Origin of the sequence: Streptomyces sp. NPDC020299 (assembly GCF_044387825.1) — a bacterium.
GTDB lineage: Bacteria > Actinomycetota > Actinomycetes > Streptomycetales > Streptomycetaceae > Streptomyces.
Genome location: NZ_JBIRWL010000022.1, coordinates 26,542 through 52,056 on the forward strand (window position 1 = coordinate 26,542; position 25,515 = coordinate 52,056).

The 25,515-nt window shown below is 69.1% G+C and carries 21 protein-coding genes and 6 pseudogenes; 17 read left to right on the forward strand and 10 right to left on the reverse strand.

What is annotated here, in order from left to right; all coding sequences use genetic code 11:
- Positions 1-6 precede the first annotated feature (6 nt).
- The 4 genes and pseudogenes from ACH45E_RS38820 to ACH45E_RS38835 all read right to left on the reverse strand — a co-directional run.
- A pseudogene (locus tag ACH45E_RS38820) lies at positions 7-324 on the reverse strand (alpha/beta fold hydrolase); the annotation flags it as partial.
- A gap of 165 nt (positions 325-489) precedes the next feature.
- A pseudogene (locus ACH45E_RS38825) lies at positions 490-773 on the reverse strand (alpha/beta hydrolase); the annotation flags it as partial.
- Between the two features lie 25 nt (positions 774-798).
- The gene (locus ACH45E_RS38830; RefSeq protein ID WP_361456217.1) at positions 799-1,500 is read right to left on the reverse strand and encodes an SDR family oxidoreductase; all 702 of its coding nucleotides are present in this window, start codon (positions 1,498-1,500) and stop codon (positions 799-801) included.
- Positions 1,501-1,556: 56 nt separating this feature from the next.
- Entirely contained in the window at positions 1,557-1,727 is a 171-nt protein-coding gene (locus ACH45E_RS38835; RefSeq protein WP_361456214.1) for a hypothetical protein, read from the reverse strand.
- A gap of 376 nt (positions 1,728-2,103) precedes the next feature.
- Between ACH45E_RS38835 and ACH45E_RS38840 the strand changes: the two genes are divergently transcribed.
- The 5 genes from ACH45E_RS38840 to ACH45E_RS38860 all read left to right on the forward strand — a co-directional run bounded on the left by ACH45E_RS38840 (position 2,104) and on the right by ACH45E_RS38860 (position 7,972).
- Positions 2,104-2,673 carry a TetR/AcrR family transcriptional regulator gene (locus ACH45E_RS38840; protein WP_361456211.1) on the forward strand — a complete coding sequence of 190 codons (570 nt, stop codon included), beginning with the start codon at positions 2,104-2,106 and terminating at the stop codon, positions 2,671-2,673.
- Between the two features lie 583 nt (positions 2,674-3,256).
- Positions 3,257-4,678 carry a C4-dicarboxylate transporter DctA gene (gene dctA / locus ACH45E_RS38845; RefSeq protein WP_361456208.1) on the forward strand — a complete coding sequence of 474 codons (1,422 nt, stop codon included), beginning with the start codon at positions 3,257-3,259 and terminating at the stop codon, positions 4,676-4,678.
- Complete coding sequence (locus ACH45E_RS38850) at positions 4,678-5,850, forward strand: glycerate kinase (protein WP_361456205.1); 1,173 nt, start codon at positions 4,678-4,680, stop codon at positions 5,848-5,850. The genes dctA and ACH45E_RS38850 overlap by 1 nt, the downstream gene beginning before the upstream one ends.
- Positions 5,851-5,874: 24 nt before the next feature.
- Positions 5,875-6,774, forward strand: coding sequence for a LysR family transcriptional regulator (locus ACH45E_RS38855; RefSeq protein WP_361456202.1), 900 nt, complete (start codon positions 5,875-5,877; stop codon positions 6,772-6,774).
- Positions 6,775-6,886: 112 nt separating this feature from the next.
- Entirely contained in the window at positions 6,887-7,972 is a 1,086-nt protein-coding gene (locus ACH45E_RS38860; RefSeq protein WP_361456199.1) for a tartrate dehydrogenase, read from the forward strand.
- A gap of 83 nt (positions 7,973-8,055) precedes the next feature.
- Here ACH45E_RS38860 and ACH45E_RS38865 read toward each other — a convergent pair whose 3' ends face one another.
- The 3 genes and pseudogenes from ACH45E_RS38865 to ACH45E_RS38875 form a co-directional block, all read right to left on the reverse strand.
- A complete protein-coding gene (locus tag ACH45E_RS38865; RefSeq protein ID WP_399042455.1) occupies positions 8,056-8,199 on the reverse strand; it encodes an ATP-binding protein in 144 nt (47 codons plus the stop codon).
- A gap of 12 nt (positions 8,200-8,211) precedes the next feature.
- Positions 8,212-8,460: pseudogene (locus ACH45E_RS38870) on the reverse strand (IS110 family transposase); the annotation flags it as partial.
- Between the two features lie 430 nt (positions 8,461-8,890).
- Positions 8,891-9,156, reverse strand: a pseudogene (locus ACH45E_RS38875) (ATP-binding protein); the annotation flags it as partial.
- Between the two features lie 117 nt (positions 9,157-9,273).
- Between ACH45E_RS38875 and ACH45E_RS38880 the strand changes: the two are divergent.
- Together ACH45E_RS38880 and ACH45E_RS38885 are read left to right on the forward strand one after the other, a co-directional pair.
- On the forward strand, positions 9,274-9,645 hold the full coding sequence (locus tag ACH45E_RS38880) for a hypothetical protein (protein ID WP_361456196.1): 372 nt from the start codon (positions 9,274-9,276) through the stop codon (positions 9,643-9,645).
- Between the two features lie 332 nt (positions 9,646-9,977).
- Positions 9,978-10,583, forward strand: coding sequence for a dihydrofolate reductase family protein (locus ACH45E_RS38885; protein WP_361456274.1), 606 nt, complete (start codon positions 9,978-9,980; stop codon positions 10,581-10,583).
- A gap of 292 nt (positions 10,584-10,875) precedes the next feature.
- Here the strand turns inward: ACH45E_RS38885 and ACH45E_RS38890 are convergent, their stop codons facing one another.
- A complete protein-coding gene (locus ACH45E_RS38890; protein WP_361456193.1) occupies positions 10,876-11,658 on the reverse strand; it encodes a class I SAM-dependent methyltransferase in 783 nt (260 codons plus the stop codon).
- A 43-nt stretch (positions 11,659-11,701) separates the two neighbouring features.
- A pseudogene (locus ACH45E_RS38895) lies at positions 11,702-11,929 on the reverse strand (IS630 family transposase); the annotation flags it as partial.
- A gap of 394 nt (positions 11,930-12,323) precedes the next feature.
- On the opposite strand from ACH45E_RS38895, the gene ACH45E_RS38900 reads away from it, so the two are divergent.
- From ACH45E_RS38900 to ACH45E_RS38935, 8 genes and pseudogenes are all read left to right on the forward strand, one after another.
- The gene (locus tag ACH45E_RS38900; protein ID WP_361456190.1) at positions 12,324-14,438 is read left to right on the forward strand and encodes an MMPL family transporter; all 2,115 of its coding nucleotides are present in this window, start codon (positions 12,324-12,326) and stop codon (positions 14,436-14,438) included.
- 170 nt (positions 14,439-14,608) lie between these two features.
- Positions 14,609-15,919, forward strand: a complete 1,311-nt coding sequence (locus ACH45E_RS38905; RefSeq protein ID WP_361456187.1) for a histidine kinase — start codon at positions 14,609-14,611, stop codon at positions 15,917-15,919.
- An 8-nt stretch (positions 15,920-15,927) separates the two neighbouring features.
- The gene (locus tag ACH45E_RS38910) at positions 15,928-16,596 is read left to right on the forward strand and encodes a response regulator transcription factor (RefSeq protein ID WP_361456271.1); all 669 of its coding nucleotides are present in this window, start codon (positions 15,928-15,930) and stop codon (positions 16,594-16,596) included.
- Positions 16,597-16,839: 243 nt separating this feature from the next.
- The gene (locus ACH45E_RS38915; protein ID WP_361456184.1) at positions 16,840-18,219 is read left to right on the forward strand and encodes an IS1380 family transposase; all 1,380 of its coding nucleotides are present in this window, start codon (positions 16,840-16,842) and stop codon (positions 18,217-18,219) included.
- 740 nt (positions 18,220-18,959) lie between these two features.
- A pseudogene (locus tag ACH45E_RS38920) lies at positions 18,960-19,955 on the forward strand (thiamine pyrophosphate-dependent enzyme); the annotation flags it as partial.
- Between the two features lie 442 nt (positions 19,956-20,397).
- A complete protein-coding gene (locus tag ACH45E_RS38925) occupies positions 20,398-21,201 on the forward strand; it encodes an alpha/beta hydrolase (RefSeq protein WP_361456181.1) in 804 nt (267 codons plus the stop codon).
- Positions 21,201-22,493, forward strand: coding sequence for a SpoIIE family protein phosphatase (locus tag ACH45E_RS38930; protein WP_361456178.1), 1,293 nt, complete (start codon positions 21,201-21,203; stop codon positions 22,491-22,493). Before ACH45E_RS38925 ends, ACH45E_RS38930 begins: the two co-directional genes overlap by 1 nt.
- On the forward strand, positions 22,490-22,828 hold the full coding sequence (locus tag ACH45E_RS38935) for an STAS domain-containing protein (RefSeq protein ID WP_361456176.1): 339 nt from the start codon (positions 22,490-22,492) through the stop codon (positions 22,826-22,828). Before ACH45E_RS38930 ends, ACH45E_RS38935 begins: the two co-directional genes overlap by 4 nt.
- A gap of 75 nt (positions 22,829-22,903) precedes the next feature.
- On the opposite strand, the gene ACH45E_RS38940 is transcribed toward ACH45E_RS38935, so the two are convergent.
- Positions 22,904-23,332: an STAS domain-containing protein gene (locus ACH45E_RS38940; RefSeq protein ID WP_361456173.1), complete on the reverse strand. Its 429-nt coding sequence runs from the start codon at positions 23,330-23,332 to the stop codon at positions 22,904-22,906.
- A 142-nt stretch (positions 23,333-23,474) separates the two neighbouring features.
- On the opposite strand from ACH45E_RS38940, the gene ACH45E_RS38945 reads away from it, so the two are divergent.
- Positions 23,475-23,927: an ATP-binding protein gene (locus ACH45E_RS38945; RefSeq protein ID WP_361456268.1), complete on the forward strand. Its 453-nt coding sequence runs from the start codon at positions 23,475-23,477 to the stop codon at positions 23,925-23,927.
- 1,022 nt (positions 23,928-24,949) lie between these two features.
- Positions 24,950-25,294, forward strand: a complete 345-nt coding sequence (locus tag ACH45E_RS38950; RefSeq protein ID WP_361456170.1) for a MerR family transcriptional regulator — start codon at positions 24,950-24,952, stop codon at positions 25,292-25,294.
- Positions 25,295-25,515: the final 221 nt, after the last annotated feature.

Genomic DNA, 25,515 nt, shown 5'->3' on the forward strand with positions numbered 1-25,515 from the left:
GTCAGCTCGGAGAAGCTCGTCCACGTAGTCCGCCCGTAGCGCGCTCTCGTCGCCGAGACCGCTCTGCAGGATCTTGCTGAGGGCAGGCCCGGGCTCGACCTCGGCGATCACCGGGCCCACCCCCGGGGCGAGAACACCGCTGACCACCACACGGGCGAGGAGACTGGACCGGGCGATTCCGCCGCGGAAGTCGTAGGTGTTGACCGCGACGACGCGCCGGACCCGCTCCGGCAGATCGGCCGCGGTGGTCAGGGCGAGCACCGCTCCCATGGACTCCCCGGCCAACGTCACGTCGTGCAGGTCGAGTTCGGTGAGGAGCCGCTAGGGGGTGTTTCGAAAGTCCTGTGCGGTGCCCGCGGTGTCCGGTGCGTGCTCTCGGCGTGCCGGACGAAAGCCCTCGTACTGGACGTACTTGGGTTTTTGGCCGGTGCGGCGAGAGTGCGTGCCGGGCACCGTGGGTGCTGTGCGGGACTTTCGAAACACCCCCTAGACGCCCGCGCGCATGGCCGGCTCGTCGTACGAGGCACCGGGCACGATCTCGGAGTAGCCCGTCCCCGGCGGGTCGAGGGCGTACACGGTGTAGCGGTCCGCGATCAGCGGGATGAGGAGGCGGAAGTGCTCGGCCTGGGTGCGCACGGTGTGCAGCAGGATCACCGGAGCACCGGTGGCCGCCTTGAGGTAGCCAGATGTCCCTCACGGCCGCTGCGAGGGGCGATGGTGTGGCTGGTGGTCCCCGGAATGTGAATGGTGGGACGTGACTCGTGGGCGGGCATCTCGCCGACTCCTCGGGTGTAGGGCTTACTTCGCCAGTTGGGGGTACAGCCCGGCCAGGTCACCGGCCAGGCCCGCCTTGACCTGCCGCGAGATGTCGTCGGCGAGCACCTCGTACGCGCCCGTCTCGATGCCGTCGAGGGCGAGGGCGGCGACGTCACGCGGGTCGGACTTGGGCGCCTCGACGCCGGCCGCGAGGTCTGTGTCCACGTATCCCACGTGCAGTCCGGTGACGGCGATGCCGCGCGGCTGGAGCTCCAGGCGCAGGGAGTTGGTCTGCGACCACAGGGCGGCCTTGGAAGCGCTGTAGGAGCCGCCGAGCGCGATCCAGGACAGCACGGAGTGCACATTGAGGATGTGGCCGCCGCCGTTGCGCTCGATGACGGGCACGAAGGCCCGGGTGACCAGTAGCGGACCGTAGAAGTTGGTCTCGAACTCCCGGCGTACGTCGTCGACCGGGGAGTCGAGGAAGGAGGCGCCGACCGAGGCACCGGCGTTGTTGATCAGTACGGTGACGTCCCCCGCCTGTGCGGCGGCCGCCGCCACGGAGGCAGGGTCGGTGACTTCCAGCGCCACCGGGACAGCGTCCGGGTGCGTCACGCCGCGCGGGTCGCGGGCCGTGGCGTAGACCTTGCCGGCGCCACGCGCGTACAGCTCTTCCACCAGCGCCTTGCCTATGCCTCGGCTGCCGCCGGTGACGAAAACGCTTGCGCCCTTCAAAGCGGTCATGACTGCCTCCAGAATGAGAAACCGATCGGTTTCCATCAAGGTAAACCGATCGGTTTTCAAGCGCAAGCCGGGCAAGGTCCCTCCCCGGCCTGGTCGACGCCGGAGCTGTCCAAGCCGAGCTGGAGTTTGAGGCCGGGCACCATGCCGACGCCGAAGAGCTTGATGGTCAGCACATCGTTCATCCCGATCGCCGTGAGCGGCAGGCTCATGAGCAGCGCCGCGCTCACGACCAGGCGGCCGATGGACCGCGGCCCGGTCGCTCCGAGATGGTCCCGCGCCTTCCGCCTTCTGCAAACCGGTGATCGGGGGTGCCGCGGCCGGCAGTCACGGCAACGGCAGGCGAGCGATGCCGGGAGCGCCGGACGCGGCGAGGAGGTGTCATCAATGCCCCGCCGGCTTCTACCGTTTCCGCAGACTTCGAGCCGCTGCGAGATGATGGCTGTCGGCCTCATCGGCTACGAAGCCGAGAAGATCGCCGCCCCCGGAGTAGCGGGAACCGCGTCCTTACGCCTGCTCGGCCGTGGGCGGCGTCGTGGATCGCACCCTCAAATGTTGTAAACCGATCGGTTTCCAACGGGCCGAAATCGAGTTAACCTCGCAATTATGACCACCGCAGCGAAGTCAAGCCCCCGAGAGCGACTGCTGGAGGCAGCGGCCACGCTCACCTACCGAGACGGTGTCAGTATCGGCGTCGACGCACTGTGCAAGGCGGCGGGGGTGTCGAAGCGCTCCATGTATCAGCTGTTCGAGAGCAAAGACGAACTGCTGGCGGCGAGCCTGGAAGAACGTGCCTCCGCCCATGTGACGACTCTCCTTCCCGCGAGGGACGACAACCGCCCACCCCGCGAGCGGATCCTGCACGTATTCGAGCAGATGGAATCACAGGCGGGTGCACCCGACTTCCAAGGCTGCCGGTATCTCGCCGTACAGATCGAGCTCAAAGACCAGAGCCACTCCGCGAGTCGGGTGGCCCACCGGGTCAAGGAGAACCTGACAGCCTTCTTCCGTGCCGAGGCCGAACAGGGCGGGGCGAGCGACCCGGACCTGCTGGCCCGGCAGCTGATCCTGGTCTTCGACGGCGCCAGCGCCCGTGCGGGAATCAAAGCCGACACGCCGACCGGGCTCATCGCTCCCACCGTGACCGTCCTGCTCGATGCGGCGGGCATGCGCTGACGCATCGGGATACGAGCAGCCGCGGCGACCGACGTGCTCGGCGGGTCGCAGCCGCCCTCCGGCGGCCCGAGAAACTCCCACGGCGTCACACCGTTGCCCATTGCCGTCAGCCCCTGTCGGCGGGTGCACGGCCTCAAAGACATCCAGCAGCCCGGACCAACTCGCGGGGCGGAGGCCTGATCACCTGGCGATCGCTTGGACAACCTTCAGCTGTACGCCCTGCTCGCGGACAGTCACCGACGAGGACGATGTCCCACTCGACCACGCCCTTCTCCTCAAGTCCTCCTCGGGCATGGTTCCTTCTGGGCGGCGGTGCGGCAGCCGAGGCGGCGCTGATGTTCCACACCGCCACCGGCGAGATCAACCGCACCGATTTCGGCGTCATTACAACGGTCCCGTGCCCGGCAGGCCGCTTTCCCGCGTGTGCAGCATGGACCCTGTGTCCTGTGCCGGTACCGATAGGCCCGGCCTATACAGGGCATCGATTTTTGGTCGTGGACCCCTGACAGTGTGGCCCGGTTCACTGTGGCCCAAGCTGGCGCGGACCGGTCGGGCTCGGTCTCGTGCGATCAGGGAGGCTGCAATGACGCATACGCCAAGCCATGGGCGAGCCGAACACGCCGCACGTATTGCGGCGAAGCCGTGGTACCGGCAGTTGTACGTCCAGGTGCTGGTGGCGATCGTGATCGGCATCGTGCTGGGCTGGCGGTGGCCGGATCTCGCCACTGACATGGAGCCGATCGGCACGACGTTCATCACCGCGATGAAGCTGCTGATCGGACCGATCGTCTTCCTGACGATCACCGGCGGGATCGCCGGTGTCGCGGATCTGAAGAAGGTCGGTCGCACCGGCGTCAAGGCGCTCGCCTACTTCCAGGTCGGCACGCTCGTCGCCCTGCTGACCGGACTCGTGGCCGTCAACCTCTTCCGCCTCGGCGACGGCGTGCACGCCGACCCGGCGACCCTCAAGACATCGGGGGACGCCACGCAGTACATATCCCAGGGAGAGCACCAGCACTGGTGGGAGTTCCTCACGGGCACCGTGCCGAACAGTTTCTTCGGCCCGTTCGTCGAGGGGAACATCCTCCAGGTCATCTTCCTGGCCGTGGTCTTCGGCATCGCGGTCAAGATGGTCGGGAAGACCGGCGAGCCGATCATCGCCGCCGTCGGACGCCTGACCGAGGTCGTCTTCAAGGTCCTGTCCTTCGTCATGAAGGCCGCGCCATTGGGCGCCTTCGGCGCGATGTCCTACGCCATCGGGAAGTTCGGCCTGTCCACGCTGACCAGCCTCGGCTCGCTGATCGTCCTCTTCTATGCCACCTCCGCGCTGTTCGTGGTGGTGGTGCTCGGCGGGGTGCTCGCCCTGTATGTGCGGCTGAACATCTTCCAGCTCTTCCGCTACTTCAAGGAGGAGTTCTGGCTGATCCTCGGTACGTCCACGGCCGAGCCGGCGCTGCCCGGACTGATGCGCAAGCTGCACTTCATGGGCGCGGAGCGGTCCACGGTCGGCCTGGTCGTGCCGACCGGCTACAGCTTCAACCTCGACGGAGCGGCGATCTACCTCTCCCTGGCCACCCTCTACATTGCCCAGGCCACCGACACATCGCTGTCACTGGGTCAGCAACTCGGACTGCTGGCGGTCATGTTGCTGACGTCCAAGGGAGCGGCGGGCGTCGCCGGCGGCGGCTTCATCGCGCTCACCGCGACGCTGTCGACGGTCGGTTCGGTCCCGGCCGCGGGCATCATGCTCATCTTCGGCATCGACAAGTTCATGTCGGAGTGCCGGGCGCTGGTGAACTTCTTCGGCAACGCGGTGGCCACCCTGGTCGTGGCGAAGTGGGAGAACGGCCTGGACCTGGCGCGGGCCCGTGAGGTACTGGCCGACAGGGCGGGTGAGCCGCCGGCCGTCGAGACCGCGGGGGAGACCGGCGCCGAGGACGGGCCCGGGGTGGAGCTCGGAAAGCAGCACCCGGCGGTCGCCGAGCCCGCCGAGGTGACGCCCTGATGGTGTCCGTCCTGATCGCCCCGGACAAGTTCAAGGGCTCGCTCAGCGCCGACGAGGTGGCCCGCGCGCTGGAGTGCGGGCTGCTGGAGGGCGCTCCGCACGCCCGGGTCAGCCGTCTCGCCCTCGCGGACGGGGGTGAGGGCAGCGTGGCCGCCGCCTGCTCGGGCCGGTTCCACCGCGAGGAGATCGTGGCGACCGGCCCGACCGGGAAGCCCCTCACGACCGGGGTCGCGGTGCACGGCCATACCGTCCTCATCGAGGCCGCGGCCGTCTGCGGGCTCGGCGTCCTGCCCGGCGGGCACAAGGCACCGCTCACTGCCACCAGCCAGGGCCTCGGCCAGGCCATCCGGTACGCGGTGGCGGGCGGGGCGGACACCGTCGTCCTCGCCCTCGGCGGGGTCGCCACCACCGACGGCGGCGCCGGGCTGCTCCAGTCCCTCGGCGCGGTGCTGGCCTGCGAGGACGGCACGCCGATCGGACCGGGCGGGCGGGCCCTCGCCGAGCTGCACACCGTAGACCTCACCGATGCCCGCGCCGCTCTCACCGGCGTCGACCTGGTCCTCGCCACCGACGTGGACAACCCGCTCCTCGGACCGACCGGCACGGCCGCCGTCTACGGCCCGCAGAAGGGGGCGACCGCGGACGACGCGCGGCAACTGGACGACGCGCTCGCCGGTTTCGTACGACGGCTGGCGGCGGCCGGTGTCCCGGATGCCGTGCCCCGCGCCGCTGCCGCCGGTGCCGGGTCGGCCGGCGGGCTCGGGTACGCCGGGATGCTGCTGGGCGGCCGCGTGTGCTCGGGGGCCGACTACTTCCTGAGTCTCCTCGGCGCCGACGAACTGCTGGCCGCGAGCGACCTCGTCGTCACCGGCGAGGGCAGCCTCGACGAGCAGACCCTGTCGGGCAAGCTGCCGGTCGCACTCGCGCGCCGGGCCCGCGCACACGGCACGCCGGTGCACGCAGTGGCGGGCCGCTGTACCCTGCCCGCCGACCGCACCGCCCTCCACTTCCGCTCCGTACAGTCCCTGACCGACCTCACCGACGAGGACTGCGCCAACGACAGAGCCCTGTCCGAGCGGCTCCTCACTCAGTGCGGACGCACCCTCGCCGACCGGTGGATCACCGGGTGCGCACAGGAGGCGGCACCGGCGGATAGGTTGGCCCTGCCCTAGCAGAGAGCGATCGGCGGAGGCACGGTGGACGCCCGGCAACTGGAGTATTTCCTGGCCATCGTGGAGCACGGCGGATTCAGCAGGGCCGCCGCCGCCCTCCACGTCGCCCAGCCGTCGCTGTCCCAGGCGATGGCGAACCTGGAGGCGGACCTCGGGGTGGCCCTCTTCCACCGGGTCGGCCGGGGCGTCGTCCTGAGCGAGGCGGGCCAGGAATTGCTGGAGCCGAGCCGGCGCGTACTGCGCGACCTGGCCGCGGTACGCGACACCGCAGCCGCCCTCGCCGGACTGCACGGCGGCACGGTCGAGGTCGCCACCATGCCCTCGCCCGGCATCGAACCCCTCACCACCCTCATCCACCGCTTCGCCGAGCTGCACCCGTCGGTGACGGTGAGCACGCACGCCGCCTTCACCCCCGACGAGGTGATCTCCCTGGTCCGCAGCGGTGCCTGTGAACTGGGCCTGCTCGGCGGCGCGACCCCCGCGCACCCCACCGGACTTGACGTCTTGCACGTCGAAAACCAGCCCTTCGTCGTCGTCGCCGCGCCCGGAGGGGCGATCGAGGACGACGTCACCATCCGGCCCGAGGACCTGGCCGGACAGAAACTCATCGCCTCTCGCACCGGCAGCCTCATGCGCCACATCGTCGACGACATCACCGCGGGCGGCACCGGCACGGAGATCGTGACGGTCGTCGACCACCGCACCTCGATCCTGCCGCTGGTCCTGACCGGCGTCGGGGTCGCCGTCCTGCCGTCGGCCTGGACCCGGCTGGCCCGCCGCTGCGGCGCGGTGGTCGCACCCATCGAACCGACCGCCCACCTCCATGTGGCGATGGTCAGCCTGCCCGCCCATCTGACCCCGGCCGCGCAGGCTTTCCTGAACCTCACCGAGGCGCTGGCCCGCCGCCGCGCCAGCAACGCCTGACGCGGGATCGATCGGCTGCGCCTATACGTCGTATCGGCAGCAGGTCTTGGACGCCGTACGGCCGCCCTGTGTTGACTCGGAACCGATCCCGTACAGCGAGCCGGAGGCACCCATGACCACCGCACCCCGCACGTTCCGTATCGCCGCCATCCCCGCCGACGGCGTGGGCAAGGAGGTCGTCGCCGCAGGGCGCGCCGTCCTGGACGCCCTGGCCGAGGACTCCGCCGGCGCCTTCGCCTTCGAGTGGGAGGAGTTCGACTGGGGCTGCGAGTACTACGAGCGCACCGGCAGGATGATGGACGAGGACGGACTCGACCGGCTCAAGGACTTCGACGCCATCTACTTCGGCGCCGTCGGCTGGCCCACCGTCCCCGACCACATCAGCCTCTGGGGCCTGCGCCTGAGGATCTGCCAGAATTTCGACCAGTGGGCCAACGTCCGCCCCGTGCACTTCCTCCCCGGTGTCGTCAGCCCGCTGCGCAAGGCCGACGACACCGAGCTCGACTGGGTCGTCGTCCGCGAGAACAGCGAGGGCGAGTACGCGGGCCTCGGCGGCCGCAATCTCGCCGCGCGCGGTCAGGGCGGTGAAGTCGCCGTCCAGTCGGCCCTGTTCACGGAGGTCGGCTGCGAGCGGATCATACGGTTCGCCTTCGACCTCGCCCGCACGCGCAGCCGCCGCAAGGTGTCGTCGGTGACGAAGAGCAACGCCCAGCAGTACGGGATGGTGCTGTGGGACGATGTCTTCAAGCGGGTCGCCGCCGACTACCCGGACGTGGAGACCGAGAGCGTCCTGGTCGACGCCATGTCCGCGAAGTTCGTCCTCAAGCCCGAGGACCTCTCCGTCGTCGTCGCCTCCAACCTCAACGCCGACATCCTCTCCGACCTCGGCAGCGCCCTCGCCGGCAGCCTGGGCCTGGCCGCCAGCGCCAACCTCAACCCCGAACGCCGCTTCCCGAGCATGTTCGAGCCGGTCCACGGCTCCGCGCCCGACATCGCAGGCCAGGGCCTCGCCAACCCGATCGGCGCGGTCGGCAGCGCGGCCCTGATGCTGGAGCACTTCGGCCTGCCGGAGCAGGCCGCCCGCCTGAACAAGGCCATCGAGGCGACGACCGCCGCCGGCATCCTCACCCGCGACGTCGGCGGCACGGCTACGACGGAGGACGTGACCAAGGCCCTGATCGACGCGCTCGACGCCTGACGGTCTGAAAGCGACCATTGAGCCACCCTGTGTCCGCGTACTCTCGATGCGGCCGGGCCGGTACGTTTGAACGTGGCCACTGGTCAGGCCACGCTGGCGTGCCGCTCGATGGCCTTGAGGCGGTTCTTGCGCCGGTAGCTGGGGCCGTTGATCGCGGTGGCGAGGACCTCGTCCCCGAACACCTGTCCCCATTCGCTGAAGGTCTTGTTCGAGGTCAGACACCTCACGTTGCTATGCCCTCAAGCGGCGGCGGCCTGTTCGGTGGGGAACGCGGTGCCTCCGTCGAACAGCTTGCGGTGCTGAATGCAGTGGTAGAGCTGGCCGATCATCCGGTTGAAGAGGTTCCTCTGAGTGGCCGCATGCCAGTCGCCGTGCTCGCGTCGCCGCCGGCAGTGGGCGCTGGCCCCAGCGGAGGCCCGTAGCGAGGCGAAGGCCCAGAGATAGCCGGCGTGGTTGAGCCGGTCGTTCTTCACCCACCGCCGCGTGATGGATGACTCCCCCTATGTGCTGGTGTTTGCGCTGGTCACGAGCGCATGCGGGCCATGCGGGCGACCTAATCCCAGGCGTCAACCATCTTGTGGATGTGCCTCCGCCTCACTAGCCGTTCGTGGCACCAGCGCACTCCACGGGCCTCGGTCTGCACGGGAGCTCAAGCGGCTCGGGCGTAACAAGAGGTCACCGTGCGGCGGGCTCGCACCACCAACACCAACGAGTGATCAAGCGATGAGTGTTGACGCCGGACGGTCCCGGACACCGCCGCTCTGACCTGAGGCGTCAAGGCCCGGATGATCGAAGACGTCCGTCCGGAGCCGACCGGCGACAACACCTGTGGTGGCGGCCGAGAGGGAACCGCGGGACGCCGATCCACTCGAACATCCCGAGAAGCACCGCTCTCCCAGAACGCTCATAGCAAGGGATCAGGATGGTGGAGCCCTTTTCGTAGCGCTTCGAGATGACCTGGAAGACCAGGTCGCTTCGGCGTGTTTGAGGGGCTGGTAGCCGACCTCGTCGACCACGAGAACGCCGGGCCTCAGGTAGGAGCCGAGTTTGCTGGTCAGTCGGCCCGCCGCCTCGGCGGCCCTGAGATGGCGGACCATGTCGTCGAGGGTGGTGAAGTAGACCGAGAAGCCGGCCCGGCAGGCTGCGACCGCCAGGGCGACCGCGATGTGCGTCTTGCCGACCCCGCCGGTTGTCCCCGGTTTGGTTTCTGTTTCTGGCTGGCATTCCAGCTCAGGACGCTTCTGCGATCGATGGAGTGTGAGAGGCGGTCCGTGCCTGGGCGGTAGTGATAGACAGTTGCTGTGGCAACGTTCATGGTGATGGTCGATGGAGACGCGGGTGGGTGGCAGATCGATCGTGACGCTCTGACCGCGGCGATCCGAGCCGGGTGGCCTGGTGTCGAGATCGATGCGATACCCCGCAGCGAGGCACGGAGTTGTTGCTGGTCCTTCGAGGCGCAAGACGGCGCCGGTGAGGCATATCTGCATCAGGACGGGACGTGTCTGTACTTGGATGTTCCGGAGGCTGACGCTGTGAGGTTGGCGGTGGTGTTCCGCAGGCTCGCTCCGGCCGGCTTTGACCTGCTGTATTGCGACGAGGGCTATAACTTCGACGTCCGGCTGCGCTCCGGGAGCACGGATGCCGAGCTCATCGGCCTGATGACCGCTGAGTGAAGTCAGCAGGGTCCGATGACTCGGGCTTGTGGCGGTGGGGCGTCTCCGCCACGGCGGGCGAGTTCGCGGCGGAGGTCGAGATTCTCGCCGTGCGCCTGCTCCAGGGCGTCCCGCGGTGCCTGTACTTCTTCTCGGTGCGGCTTCTTGAGACGGGTCATCTGGCCGGTCAGCGCGAGGACGAGGGTGCACTGGTCATGACGCAGTCCGCCTTGCCGTTCTGCAGCGCGGCGACGGCCGTGGCGCCCGCACCGACGGCCCGTGCTGCGCCGCGGAAGTCCGCCGATGAGTTTCCGGCGGTTGTGTGGTCTACCTGTCGACGAAGGGAGCGCACCATGCGCGAGATCATCGTTTGCTCGTTCCTGACGCTGGACGGCGTCATGCAGGCGCCGGGCGGTCCGGACGAGGACGCTGAGAGCGGCTTCGAGCACGGCGGCTGGCAGAAACCGGTGGCCGACGACGAGGTCGGCGCGGCCATCGCCGATTGGTACCAGCACTCCGACGCGATGCTGCTCGGCCGCAAGACGTACGAGATTTTCGCGTCGCACTGGCCGACCGCCGATCCCGACAACCCGTTCACCGATCGGATGAACAGCATGCACAAGTACGTGGCGTCTCGGACCCTGGCGTCCGTCGAGTGGCAGAACTCCACACTGCTGGAGGGCGACATCGTTGATGCCGTACGCAAACTGAAGGCATCCGGCGGTGGCAACATCAACGTCGTCGGCAGCGGTGACCTCGCCCAGACCCTTATGCGGCACGGGCTTGTCGACGAGTACCGGCTGACCATCCATCCAGTGATCATCGGCACCGGCAAGCGGCTGTTCGCCGACGGAGCGATCCCCACTGCGCTGGAGCCGGTCAGCGTCTCGACGACGACGGGCGGCACCATCGTCGGCGTCTACCGGCCGAACGGTAAGCCCAGCTACGACAGCTACTGAGCGGTTTCGTTTCGATCACCGAGCGGACCAGAGAAAGTTGCCCGCGACGTGGAGTCCGGCCAGGTAGATGATCGCGGCGGGCGCGCCCGTACGCCCAGCTTGGTGCGCCCTACGAGCCGTCGTTCGACGACTACGAGTCCGGTTTGCACGCCCCGGAGGCGACTGGCCCGCACCTGAGCGGCGTGTTGTGCGGGACCGGGTTCCGCCTGCAGAGCTGGTGCTCTGACTGGCAATGTTCACCGGTTCGCCATGGATGAACGGAAAGTAAGGCAGGGCGGAACCGACGTCTGGACTACTGCGCTGAGGGAGCGCGCTGTGCGGTGAGCACGGGCTGGTAGTACCCGCTGGAGGCCGGACTGTGCCAGGCGATGTTGGTGAAGCCGGCTTCAGTCACGAACTCTGTCAGCTGCGGGGGCGTCAGCGCCCAGTGGGTCGTCCGGCGGACTCGGACCTGCCAGGTGTTCTTTGCGGGGATGAGCTGGAAGTGCTCCAGGTCGTAGCGTTCGCCGTCTTCGTGCCAGTGCCACAGCTGGAAGGTGATCACTTGGCCATCGCGTGTTTGCGAGACCTGGGGAGGTGTCGACGTGGGTCTGGTCTGGCGCGTCTCGTCATAGGCCCGGACAGTGATCATCAACAGTCCGTCGTCTCGGAGTACCCGTCTCATGCCGAGGAGTGCCGCCCGGAGATCTTGCCCGGAGAGTAGGTGCGTGAGTGAGTTGTCCGCGCAGAGGACGACGTCGAATGACGTCTCTCTGAAAGGAAGTTGGCGCATGTCAGCCGCAGCGGCCGGAAGCCGGCTTCCCCGCGCCGCCGCCTCGGCGGCGGCGCGCGCGGCGGCGATCGGGCTCAGGTCGCTGCCTACGACCTGGTGCCCGGCCAGGGCCAGCCCGATGGCCTGGGTGCCGATCCCGCACGAGCAGTCCAGGACGGTGTGCGGTCCCGCGCCGAGAGATTCGCGGACGTGCCCGCCCAATACCTCGGCCTGGTAGGCCATGCTTGCGTCCCAGTCCCGGAACATCAGGTGGTAGTCGTGGGCCAGATCGTCGTAGAAATCCCGCACGGAGGGCTCGGACATGTATTCCACCGTAGTGCGTGGCCGCCGGGGAGTACGGGCAGTTTTAGGCAGCGGCTGCCTGACTTCGGCCGCCCCAGCGGATGCCCTTCTCGCTGCGGATACGGGCGCTTTCGCGGCGTTGGGCGACCAGCACGTCGGGGTGGCGGGCGTTCGCGTTGCGCCAGCGGAGGTAGGCGTGGAGGGCTCGGGTCTGCCCGGTGTGGTTGCGGTGGTTGGAGTTAGCGATGGTGAACTGCCTCAGCGGTCCGAAGTGGGCCTCGATCGGGTTGGCCACCCGACACGAGAGCCGGGCCCTCGGCCTGCCCCAACCCCGAAAGGCCGCACCTCGCAGACACAGAGTCCCCGTCAGCACACCGACGAGGACTCATGAACGATCGAGGCTAAAGGCCAAGGATTGCGCCGTTCCCCGCGCCCCTGAAGGCCCTGAAGGCGAAAAACTGGCGTAGTCCCGTTTTTCAGGGGCGCGGGGAACTGCGCGACCAGCCCCCACCCACCCGCAGGCGAACACGCACCCGCGGCTCCCATTACTCCCGGGGGAGTAATCCGCACCCCCCGCCACCCCAGGCAGTACCCGCAGGCTCCCCCTCCCGTCCGACGTAAACCCCTCCCCGTGCCGGAAGGCTGACAGCTGAAACGGTAGTCGTCGTAGCGAGGGAGATCTGCTCATGACGGTCGGGAAGACAACCACGAAGGGCGTGGGACGCAGGCGGGCCGTGCCCTGGGCGCTGCTCGGGCTATGGGTGGCCGTGCTCGCGCTGGTCGGCCCGTTCGCGGCGAAGCTCGCCGACGTGCAGCACGACCGGGCCACCGACTACCTGCCCTCCAGCGCTGACTCGACCCAAGTGGCCCGGATACAGGACGCGCTGCCCGGGGGCGAGAGCACCGAGATGGTGATCGTGTATCACCGGGGCGGCGGGCTGAGCACCGACGACCGGCGGGTGGCGGCCGGGCAGGTCGAGGAGATCGCCGAAGCGCATGAGCTGGTCGGCGGGGCGCCCAAGGGGATTCCGTCCGACGACGGTACGACCCTCATGTACCCCGTCGTCAGCAACGAGCCCGGGCGCGACGAGAAGCTGCGGGACGCGCTCGTCGAGGACGTCCGGGGCATCGCCCGCGGCCAGGACGGGCTGAGCGTCGAGGTGGGCGGCACCGCAGCGCTCGGCACCGACGCGGGGAAGGTCTACGACTCACTCGGCGGGCCACTGCTCTACACCACCGTCGCCGTCGTCGCCCTCCTGCTGATCCTGATCTACCGCAGCCCGGTGCTGTGGCTCGTGCCGCTCGTAGTCGCCGGCATCGCCGACCTCATGTCGATGGGCGTCGCGTACGGGCTCAACCAGGCCTTCGGTACCACCGTCACGGGCCAGAGCTCCGCCGTGATGACGATCCTCGTGTTCGGCGCGGGCACCGACTACGCACTGCTCCTCGTCTCCCGCTACCGGGAGGAACTGCGGCGCATCGAGCGACCGTACGAGGCCATGGTCGCCGCCCTGCGCGGCTGCGGGCCCGCCGTGCTCGCCTCCTCCGGCACCGTCGCCGCCGGCCTGCTGTGCCTGCTCGCCGCCGATCTCAACAGCAGCCGCGGCATGGGCCCGCTCGGCACGGTCGGTGTGCTGTGCGCGCTGATCGCGATGCTGACACTGCTGCCCGCCGTCCTCGTACTGCTCGGGCGGCGGGTCTTCTGGCCGCTCGTACCGGCCTACGGCAGCGAACCCACACAGCGGCGGAGCCTCTTCGCCGCGATGGGCGACTCCGCCGGACGCAGGCCGCTGATCGTGCTCGCGACCGGAGCCGTCCTGCTCGGCGCACTCGCCCTCGGCACGCTCAACCTGCCGGGACCGGTCAAGCAGGAGGACTCCTTCGTCACCAAGCCGGAGGCCGTCACCGCCATGGAGACCCTCGCCCGGGCTTACCCCGGGCGCGGCACCCAGCCCATCGACGTGATCACCCCGGCGGACCGCGTCGACCGGACCCTCGCGGCGATCCGGGGCACCCGGGGAGTCGAGAGCGCCGAGAAGGGCCGTACCGGAGACGGCTGGGCCGAGATCTCCGTCATCGCGAAGGACACACCCCAGTCGGCGGGAGAGACCGCCACCATCAAGTCCCTGCGCAGCAAACTGAAGGGCTCGTACATCGGCGGGGACAGCGCCGAGCAGATCGACCTGGAGGACACCAACAGCCGGGACACGAAGATCGTCGTACCCCTGGTCCTCGTCTCGGTGCTGCTCATCCTGTTCGTCCTGCTGCGCAGTCTCGTCGCGCCGCTCATCCTGGTGGCCGCCGTGGTCGCGGTCTGGGGCGCGGCCCTCGGGATCGCCGGACTGTTCTTCGGGCCTGTTCTCGGCCTCAAGGGAACCGATCCGGGACTCGGGCTGCTGTCCTTCGTGTTCCTCGTCGCCCTCGGCGTCGACTACGGCATCTTCCTCATGCACCGGATGCGGGAGGAGTCCCTGGCCGGCGCGGAACCGGCCGCCGCCGCGCTCACCGCCCTGCGGAGCACAGGCGCCGTCATCGCCTCGGCCGGCCTGGTCCTCGCCGCGACCTTCGCCGTGCTGATGAACATGGGGCTCGTGCAACTCGTCGAACTCGGCTTCGTGATCGCCGTCGGCGTACTCCTCGACACCTTCCTCGTACGGACGTACCTGGTGACCAGTGCCAGCGTCGCCCTGCGCCGGAAGATGTGGTGGCCGGGCGGCCTCTCCCGCGAACCCGCGCCCGGCGCCGGGCCGTCCGAACCGACCGAGCCGCCGCGGCAGCCGGAAGAAATCGGCGCGCCCTGACCTGCCGGGCTCACCACAGCCGACCGGGCGCCTCTCCTGCCTTCTGCCGGAGGGGCGCCCCCATGACGGAAGATGGAATCGTGCAAGATCGGGGAGCGACCTCAGCCGCAGGGAACCTGAGAACCACCGTCGTACGGGGTGACGCGCGGCCCCGCCGGATCGAGCGCGTCATGGCGGTCGTCAACCGGGACCCGCTCACCGCGCCGCACCGCACCCGCAACGACGCGTTCCTCGCCGTCGGTGTCGCCGTGCTGGCCGTCATCTTCGCGTCGCTCCTCGACGACGGACTCCCGCTCGGTCCGCCCGGCTGGGCCCTGCTGGCCGGCGCCCATGTGCCGCTCGTGTGGCGGCGCAGCCGTCCGCTGCTCGTGCTGCTCGCGGTGGCGGTCTGCGTCACCCCCTACCACGTTCTCGACTACAACCACGCTGTACCCATCCCCGCGACCCTCCTGGCGCTCTATACGGTCGCGGCGACCGGCACGGTACGCCGCTCGCTGCTCACCGCTGTCGTCGTCCTCGGCCCGACGCTGATCATCAACAGCTTCACCAACCCCGACGGGGCACTGGAGCTCCTGCGCATCTCCGGCTGGGTCATCGCGGTCCTGTTCTTCGGCGTCGACGCCCGTTTCTACCGCCAGTACGTCGCCTCCATCGTCGAGCGGGCCGAGCGGGCCGAGCGGACCCGCGAGGAGGAGGCGCGGCGCCGGGTCGTCGAGGAGCGGCTGCGGATCGCCCGCGACCTGCACGACCTGCTCGCGCACAGCATCACCCTGATCGGTGTGCAGACGTCCGTGGCGGCCCACGTCCTCACCGCGGATCCGGACCGGCTCGACCGCAAGGCGGTCGCCCAGGCGCTCGACGACATCGCGGAGACCTGCCGGACGGCCCGGGGCGAGTTGCGGACGACGCTGGAGGTGCTGCGGGCGAACGAGACGAGCGTGAGTGTCGGAGGGGAACGGGAGTGGGTGGCCGAACCCGGCTCCGGATCGGGTTCCGGTTCCGGGCTCGGCTCTCCGGACGGGCGCGGGCCGCTGCCCGGGCTCGACGGGCTGGGCGCGCTCGCGGAGGCGGCCAGGGTGGCCGGGGCCAAGGTCGAACTGTCCGTCCACACGGACGGCGTACCGCCCTCGGTGGGCGCCGCCGCCTACCGGATCGTGCAGGAGGCGCTCACCAACGCCGTACGCCACGGGGGCCGCGACGACCTGACCGTCCGGGTGGGACTGCGGGCGGCGGAGGGGACCCTGCGGGTGACCGTCGCCGACGACGGGGTGGGGCAGGGGACGGGCCACGGGGTGAGGAGCGCGGTGCGCAACGGGGTGGGGCACGGACAGGGAGCCGTCGGCGGCGCGCCGGGGTTCGGGCTCGTCGGGATGCGTGAGCGGGCCCGTAGCGTGGGCGGCACACTGGACGCCGGACCGGGTCCCACCGTGGGCTTCGAAGTGACCGCCGAGCTGCCGCTGCCCCGGGAGGAACCCTCGTGACGGCCCCGATGCCGATCCGCGTACTGCTCGCCGACGACCAGACCCTCGTACGGGCCTCGTTCGCGATGCTCGTCGCGTCCGCCGGGGACATGGAGGTCGTCGCCGAGGCGGGCACCGGGCGGCAGGCCGTGGACCTCGCCCGTTCCGCGAGGGCCGACCTCGTCGTGATGGACATCCGCATGCCCGACCTGGACGGCATCGAGGCGACCCGGCTCATCGCCGCCGACGAGGACTTGGCGGGCGTGAAGGTGCTCGTCCTGACGACGTACGACACCGACGAGCACATCGTCGATGCGCTGCGGGCCGGGGCGTCCGGCTTCCTGGTGAAGGACATCCGGCCGGCCGAACTCCTCGACGCCATCCGGACCGTGGCCGCCGGGGACTCCCTGCTCTCGCCCGGACCCACCTCACGGCTCATCGCCCGTTTCCTGCGCGCACCCGACACGGCGATGTCAGCGGTGGGCGGCCCGGACGGGCTGTCCGAGCGGGAGCGGCAGGTGCTCACCCTGGTCGCGCGCGGGTTCAACAACACCGAGATCGCCGAAGCGCTGGGGCTCAGCCCGCTCACCGCGAAGACCCATGTCAGCCGGATCATGGGCAAGTTGGGGGCACGCGACCGGGCGCAGCTGGTGATAGTGGCGTACGAGTCGGGGCTCGTGATACCCGGGGCGGTCTGAGCGCCGCCGCCAAGTCCCGTCCCTACGAGGCTGTTTGGCTGCAGAGGCATTGCCCTGTCCCTCGGTGCGCACTAGTTTCACCGAGGACATGACATCCCACGTCCTGTGCCCGATGCCCTAGCCTCGCGTTTTCATGAGCGTGCTCGTCCATGCCTTGATCAAATAAGCGGAGAGTGCTCCTGACTTGCAACGATGGGACTTGTCTAGAGGCCTGTTGGCTGCAAGGAGAGAAGCACTCTCCAGGTGAGCAGGCGTATCGGGTTGTACCCGCGTGTCCGCGTCGAGGGCGGCGGCAGAGGGGCTGTCTCGCAGGCCGGGGCGGGGCTGCTGGTCGAGACGGTCCGCAAGTCCGGTCTGGACACCGCGATATCGACGGCGTTGGCGCCGTGGCGCAAGCCGCGGGCGGTGCACGACCCGGGCAAAATTCTGCTGGATGTGGCCCTGGCGGTCGCGCTGGGCGGGGATTGTCTCGCGGACGTGGGCATGCTGCGGGCCGAGCCGGGTGTGTTCGGCCCGGTGGCATCAGACCCCACGGTCTCCCGGCTCATCGACACCCTCGCCGCCGCCGGACCGAAGGCGCTCACCGCGATTCGCTCGGCCCGAGCCGAAGTACGCTTGTGGGTCTGGGACCTGGCCGGGGCGAACGGTCCGGCCGCCGACGGGCAGGTGACCGTGGACATTGACGGCGTGCTGGTCCTCGCGCACTCCGAGAAGCAGGACGCCACCGCGACCTGGAAGAAGACCTTCGGTCATCACCCGCTCGTCGCATTCGTCGACCACGGCCAGGCCGGGTCCGGAGAGCCGGTTGCCGCCTTGCTGCGGCCCGGGAACGCCGGTTCCAACACCGTCTCCGACCACATTGAGGCCGCCCAACTCGCCCTGGCCCAATTACCCAAACACCTGCGGTGGGGTCGGCGCACACTGATCCGCACCGACTCCGCCGGCGGCACCCACGCCTTCCTCGACCGGCTCACCCGCCGGGGCCGGTGGCTGTCGTATTCCGTCGGAATGACCATCACCGACGCCCTCCATCAGGCCGTGCTGAAGATCCCGAAGAAGGCATGGACACCGGCCTACGACGTCGGCGGTACCGAGCGGCCCGGCGCCCGGGTCGCGGAGATCACCGACATGCCCGACCTCTCCTCCTGGCCCAAAGGCATGCGGCTGATCGTCAGAAAGGAACGCCCCCACCCCGGCGCCCAGTTGCGCTTCACCGACCCCGACGGACTGCGGCTGACCTGCTTCGCGACCAACACCCAAGGCGGCCAACTCGCCGACCTCGAACTGCGTCACCGCAGACGGGCACGCTGCGAGGACCGCATCCGAAACGCCCGCGACACCGGCCTGCGCAACCTGCCCCTGCACGACACCGCCCAGAACCGGATCTGGCTGGAGATCGTCTCCCTGGCACTCGACCTACTCGCCTGGATGCCGATGCTCGCCCTGACCGGCGAGACCCGCTGCTGGGAACCCAAGAAGCTCCGCCTGCGGCTGTTCTCCGCCGCCGCCCAGCTCGTGAACACCGGACGCCGCCGCTGGCTCCGCTTCACCGCCCGATGGCCGTGGACCGATGTCATCACCCACGCGATCGGCAGGCTCCAGGCTCTCCCGAACTCCGGCTGACCAGCAACTCGACCGTCCCGACAGTCCGCCCCACTGCCCGGCGAAGTGGAACCCGGCGCCCACCCGACACGAGGGCCGGGCCCTCAGCCTGCACCAAACCTGAAAAGACCGCACCTCGCAAACACAGAGTCCCCGTCAGCACACCGACGAGGACTCATGAACGATCGAGGTTACTGCGCCCCGTGCATGTGACGCGCCATAGAATCCCAGCATGCCTTTCCCGATAGCCCGCCGCTCCTTGCTGACTGCCCTGGTGATCTTGGGACTGGCCGCATTCGGCTACTACGCTCTGCAACCCGTACGGGAAGCTTGCACGCTTACCTCCGGACCGTATGGCTCCACCTTCACCCCAAACAGCTCCCACACTTCCGGCAGCGGCCGGTGCGGCGAGGAGCGCACGCGCTTCATGGCCTGGCTTGATGGCTAGGCGCGCCAACGGGATGAGATCGACCACCTCGGAATGCCGATGCAAGTTGGTGCCCAGCAGCCGCTGCGTGGGCCCGATGGTGGGCCAGGCCCCTGTTCCTGCCCGCGATCAGCAAGGAGGCCCTGAAGAAGGTCAGCGGGGAGGTCCGCTCATGGCGGCTTCACCTGCGGATCGGCCTCACCTTCGCCGAACTGGCCCGCAGGAGCAAACCCGATCGTGCGCGGCTGGATGCAGTGCTACGGAGCGTTCTACCGCTCCGAACTGCTGCCCCTCCTGCGGCGTATCAGCGCCTACCTGATGCGCTGGATCCGGCCCCGCCGCCGCGGCGGCCCTCCAGGACGCGGACACTCTTCTGCTGCTCGGCACAGACTTCCCCTACCGGGACTGGTATCCCGAGGGACGGACCGTGATCCAGGTCGACACCGAAGCCAACCACATCGGACGCCGGGTGCCGGTCGACGTCGGACTCGTGGGGGACGCCGGCGCCGCCGTCCGCGACCTGCTGGACCACCTCAGCGCCACCCCCGCAGGTACCGATGGCGCACGCGACCGCTCGCACCTGGAGAAGGCTCGCGAGCTCTTCGACCAGTGGCGCGCCGGACAGGCCCGGCCCGCCGACCCCGCCCACGACAAGGGCCTCGTGGGCCGCATCCGCTCAGCGCTGGACAACCGCGCCCATGACATCCGCCGGAAGGCCCTGGCCGCGGCCGTCGACCGGATCGCGGCCGACGACGCCGTCTTCACCTCCGACACGGGCATGGCCACGGTCTGGCTCTCGCGCTTCGTCGAGATGCGCGGCCGGCGCCGCCTCATCGGCTCCTACAACCTCGGCTCGATGGCCAACACCATGCCCCAGGCCCTGGGCGCCCAGAGCCTGGCCCGCGAGAGGCAGATCGTCGCCTTCTGCGGCGACGGCGGCCTGAGCATGCTCCTCGGCGACCTCATGACCCTGAAGACGTACTGCCTGCCCGTCAAGCTGGTCGTCTTCGACAACCGGCGGCTGGGCATGGTGAAACTCGAACAGGAGCAGGCCGGCCTGCCCGAGTTCGGCACCGTGCTCGACAATCCCGACTTCGCCGCCGTGGCCGAGGCCATGGGCATCACCGGCATCCGCCTGACGGACCCGGCAGAGGTGGAGAGCGCCGTGCGACGCGCCTTCGGCAGTCCGGGCCCGGTCCTGCTCGACGTCCTCACCCACCCCGACGAGATCGCCGTCCCGGCCAAGCCGACGGTCGAGCAGGGCTGGGGGTTCGCGGTGGCCAAGGTGAAGGAAGTCGTGCGCAGCCACGGAGAGCCGAGGGGGAACTGACGACGCTCGGGGAATGGGCTGCAACCTGGCCCTGCGCAGTCGATGGCCCTGTGGCAAGGACGTTGCACGGGGTCCAGCGTTCCAGGACGGCTTCGCGGGCGCGAGGCCGCGAGCGGACTGGGTACCCATGCCGTTCACGCCCCGACCGCTCGGGACGGCGCACGGAGCCGATCATGCCGCACTGGTCGGCCACCCCGACCTGGAGTTCTACGGAACTGTCCGCGACGGTTACCAGGGCCACTGCGGTGCCCAAGAGAACGGAGCCACCGCAGCAGGCCAGGCGGACCGGCCTGCCAGAAGCGCGCAGGGGGCGCCGCAGTGTCACGAGCGACAAGGCACTGACCTGCTGTGATCGCAAACCTGTGTGTGAAGGCGGCGGGCGGAATGTGGAGGATCCGGGGTCGCATGGGGCCAGTGGGCGGGTCCTGAGAGACTGGCGGACATGGATGTCGCTCGCAGGAACAATGTCACCGTCACCGGCAATCCGCAGGGGCGGACGGTGGTGCTGGCGCATGGGTTCGGCTGCGATCAGAACATGTGGCGGCTGACACTGCCTGCCCTGGTCGAGGGGTACCGGGTGGTGCTGTTCGATTACGTCGGTGCCGGCCGCTCGGATGCGGCTGCCTTTTCGGAGAACCGTTACTCCTCTCTGACCGGTTACGCCTTGGACGTAGTGGAGGTGTGCGAGGCGCTCGATCTGCACGAGGCGGTGTTCGTGGGCCATTCCGTCAGCGCGATGATCGGCGTGCTGGCGGCCGACATGGCTCCGGAACGGATCGGGGCGCACGTGATGGTCGCCCCGTCTCCGCGCTACATCGACGACGAGGGCTACCGGGGCGGATTCAGCGCTGACGACATCGACGAGCTGCTCGCGTCACTGGAGTCGAACTATCTGGGCTGGTCGACGGCGATGGCGCCGGTGATCATGGGCAACGCGGACCGGCCGGAACTGGGCGAGGAGCTGAAGAACAGCTTCTGCGCCACCGATCCGGACATCGCGCGTGTCTTCGCCCGGACCACCTTTCTGTCGGACTCGCGGGACGACCTGAAGAGCGTGGGGGTGCCCACTCTGGTGCTGGAGTGCACCCAGGACGTGATCGCTCCCCGGGAGGTGGGTGCCTTCGTCCACCAGGCGATCCCCGGCTCGACGCTGGTCACGCTGGATGCGACCGGGCACTGCCCGCATCTGTCCGCTCCCGAGGCCACCAACCAGGCGATCATGGAGTTCCTGGCGGCCCTACGGTGATGTGCCGCACCGAGCAGCAGCCCGATCCGCACGAGGCCGACGACGGGAAGACCTCCAGCAGCGCGGCGTTCGCCGCGCTGCTGGAGGACAGTGCCGAGGAACTGTACGAGAGCGCACCGTGCGGGTACCTGTCCACGCTGATGGACGGAACCATCGCGAAGATCAACACCACGCTGCTGACCTGGCTCGGTATCGAGCGGGAGGCGGTGGTGGGACGGAAACGGTTCACCGACCTGCTGACCATGGGCGGCAAGCTCTACCACGAGACGCACTTCGCCCCGCTGCTGCGCATGCAGGGCGAGATCAGCGGCATCGCACTGGAGCTCAAACAGACAGGCGCCGGCCGGATGCCGGTGCTGGTCTCCTCCGTGATCAAGTACGGTGCCACCGGCGAGCCTCTGCTGATCCGCACCACCGTCTTCGACGCCCGGGACCGCCGCGCCTACGAAGAGGAACTCCTGCGCGGCCGGAAGGCGGCGGAAGAAGCACGCAAACAGGCGGAAGCCGACCGGGCCCGGCTACAGGACGCCCTCGCCGTCCTCCAGCAGTCACTGTTGCCCGACACCCTCCCGACGGTGCCTGGGGTGGAGACGGCCGCCTACTACCACACCGCCCATCCCGACCGGCTCGGCGGCGACTTCTACGACGTCTTCCCCATCGACGGCAAACGCTTCGGCTTCTTCCTCGGTGATGTGTGCGGCAAGGGCCCCCAGGCCGCTGCGCTCACCTCACTGACCCGCTACACCCTGCGCGCCGCCGCCCTGCACGACCCCGACCCCGTCTCTGCCCTAACCACCCTCAACAAGGTGCTCCACGAGCGGTACGCCGGCAGCGGCGACCCGCGGTACTGCACCGTCGTCTTCGGCATCCTCGAGCCGGACCCCGATACCGGGCAGGTCGCCGTCCACCTGGCCTCGGGCGGCCACCCTCCGGTCATCACCGTGCGTGCCGACGGGACCACCGGCTTCCTGCCCACGCCCGGTGGCCTCCTCGTCGGCATCCTGCCCTCCGCGCGCTTCACCGCCGCCACGACCGCGCTCGGCCCCGGCGACATGCTCCTGCTCTACACCGACGGCATCACCGAGGCGCGCACCGGTGAGGACCACACCGGCCTGTACGGGGACGAGGCCCTGCTCGCCTTCGCAGCCGACCACGCCGGCAAGCCCCCGCCCGCTGTGATCCACGCCCTGACCGGCCTGCTGCACAGCTTCGGTGACGGCCTCGACGACGACACCGCACTTCTCGCCCTCGGTGTCCCAGCCCCCAACCCCCAGACGAGAAGCAGCCGATGAGCCCACTGAAGATCACCACCCGAGACGCTGCCACCGGTCCCGTTCTGGAGATTTTCGGCGAGCTCGACTACGACAGCGCCACGGAACTACTGGAAATGATCCCCACCATCCCCCTCCGACCGGGCCAGTGCCTCATCCTGGACCTGGGGGGCATGGAATTCTGCGACTCCAGCGGCCTCAGCGCCCTCATCGCCGCCCACAACCACGCCCACGCCGCCCAAGCGGACATCGCTCTCGCAGCTGTACCCACCCACACCCTGCGCACCCTGCGCATCGTCGGCCTCGACCAGATCTTCCCCATTCACTGCGACAGCGAGACCACCCCTCATTCCTGAGGACGGAGTGGGCTGACCGGGCAATGACGTCTCTTTCTGTGGCGCTCCCGCTGGGCCGGCGTGCGGCCGGTTCGGTCAGGCGGCGAGGGCTTCGCGGAGGCTGGCGTAGCAGGGGATGACGGAGTTGACGCCGACGATCTCCAGTGTGCGCATCACGGAGTCTCGTGCGCCGGCCAGGCGCAGCCAGCCGCCTGCCGAGGCGAGGTTGAGGCGGGCGGCGAGCAGGACGTTGATACCACTGGAGTCCATGAATGTCACGTGCCGCATGTCGACGACGGCGTGGGGCCTGGCGCCGAGAGCGCCGAGGTCCAGAGCCTGGATGAGGGGGCCGGTGCTGGCGTGGTCGATCTCGCCGGTCACGGTCACGACGGTGACGCCGTCGGTGGCGGTGGACACGACTTCCAGCGGTTCGGGCTGGTGCCCGTTCTCGGATTCCACCACGGTCTGCTCAGCATCCTCGATCTCGGCTACGACGTGCATTTTGTCCTGAGCGATGCCCGGCATCGTATGAGGCGACGCCGCTGTGTGGCCTAGCCGACAGTCCGATCGCCCTGGGTTGCCCGGCCCGATCACGGGTACCTGCGCCTGGAGGCATGAGGTAGTGGAGGCGGTGCGGATGGAACGGGCCTTGGCGGGCGAGGACAGCATGACGCCCCACTCAGATGGCGCTCTCCTGAGCGTCGCGGTGGCTCTAAACGGGCAGGGCCCCTGCATCGCCGAGGCCCGCCACACGGCTGCCGGTTTCCTGACCCGGATGCGCGTCGAGCACGGAATCGCGGTCTCCCAGCGAGCTGTGGAGGTGACGCAGCTGGTGGTGAGCGAACTGGTCACCAACGCGCAGAAGTATGCCTTCGGCCCGATCCTGCTGGATCTGCGGATCGCCGCTGATCTGGTGGAGGTCCAGGTGTGGGACTCCGATCCAGTGCTGCCGGTGGCTCGGGCCGCCGATGTGGGCCGGGTGGGGCAGCATGGTCTGGAGATCGTCATGGCAGTCTGCCAGGGCTTTGAAGCCGCGCGGGAGCCGGTCGGTAAGCGCATCACCGCCCGCTTGGCCCTGACGGACGATCCGCTCGGCGTCAGCGCTTGGACCAGCACGTGAGCGACCGCCAGGCCTGGCGGCCGACAGCCGAAGGAAGCAATCAGCACGTCGTGGGCCCTGGCGTTCGTGTGACGGCATTTCTCCAACATTCCTGAGTCGCTCGATTTCTCGCGGCAGGGTGGCCGTCGCGGCCGATGTACGGCCGTCGGTGTCTGCGCTGGTCGCTGGATGAGGTGGAACGACCAGTGGGGCTGTGACCGCTGCCCGTATCTCGGTGCAACCTTGCTCGACTCCGTGGGGCACGCCGTCGGCGGCCGACGCCCTTACTGGAACGCCTGCTGACGCCCCGACCGGGGGCACCCAATCCGAGGACCCCGACGCCACTGGCCATGGCGTCGTCGAGGTCCAGCACCGTCCGGTACGAGGCGACGCCTTGAGTAGCTGCGGCATCGAGAAGTTGAGGTGCCCCGTCCCGTTCGGTTTCGCCGCAGGCTCTCACCAGGCTGAGGCCCTCGAAGCAGGCGCGCGTGATCGACAACGGAAGGTTGACGGCCCGGGTGGAGGTCCCCGAAGGCGAGTTCGCGGTGCCCCCGGGTGAGCGGATCGTGCGGGCGCGGCTACTTCGCCTGATGTACCTGCGGTAGAAGCACATGCGCCTTCCATGGAGAAAAACTGTCATGGAGACAGTAGACATTCGGCCGTCGCAGGGTTAACGTGGTCTCCGTACCCAGAAGTCGAAGTGGGCACAGCAGGCACGAACTGCTGTGCAGGTAGACCAGAAGGACACGGCCCCAGCGGGGCTGTGAGCAGCACCCGCGATATCCGCGCAATCGAAAGGTAAGGAGCAGAACGCCATCAGGATCGCCCGGGCGAGGAAGCAGTCCGCTCGGGTACCGCAAGGCCCCGGATTGGAAGGTGGTCCCCGGTCACGCATTCGCGATCCCCGCAATCCCGCCCTGCCAGGCGGCACCTGCGGAAAAAGGAGGCCGGCGCAGCGCGCCGGTAGATGGTGTTGAAAGCTCGGGGCCCGGGTGCCGTACTGGCACCCGGGCCCCCCGACGCGTCCCCGAAAGAAGAGGTCTATGACGCCTGCCGGTTCCCGTCCCGTCGGCCCTCTCGACGATGATGACTACCCCGCCTACACCATGGGCCGGGCCGCCGAGATGCTCGGCACCACCCCTGCCTTCCTCCGTGCCCTCGGTGAACACCGTCTGATTACCCCGCTGCGATCCGACGGCGGCCATCGCCGCTACTCCCGGTACCAGCTGCGCATCGCCGCCCGAGCCCGCGAACTCGTCGACCAGGGCACCGCCATAGAGGCCGCCTGCCGCATCGTCATCCTCGAAGACCAGCTCGAAGAGGCGCAGCGCATCAACGAGCAACTGCGCGGCGAGAGCGGTAAGCCTCAGCCGAAGACATCAGCCTGATTCAGAACGCCCGAACCCGAGGCGAGCGACCAGCGGACGAGGCTGCTGAGGCACCGCACTGCCGTTCCGCAGCTCAGGCGGGTTCAACGCGTCAACCGGACTCCGCCGGAAGCTGCATGCGTGCCCGGCGAGGACGGCATTTCGCACTGCGAGAGCGACTTCGCTCTGTGCCGAACAGGACAGTCCGCCACGATTACTACGCGGCGTCGGTGCGATGGTGG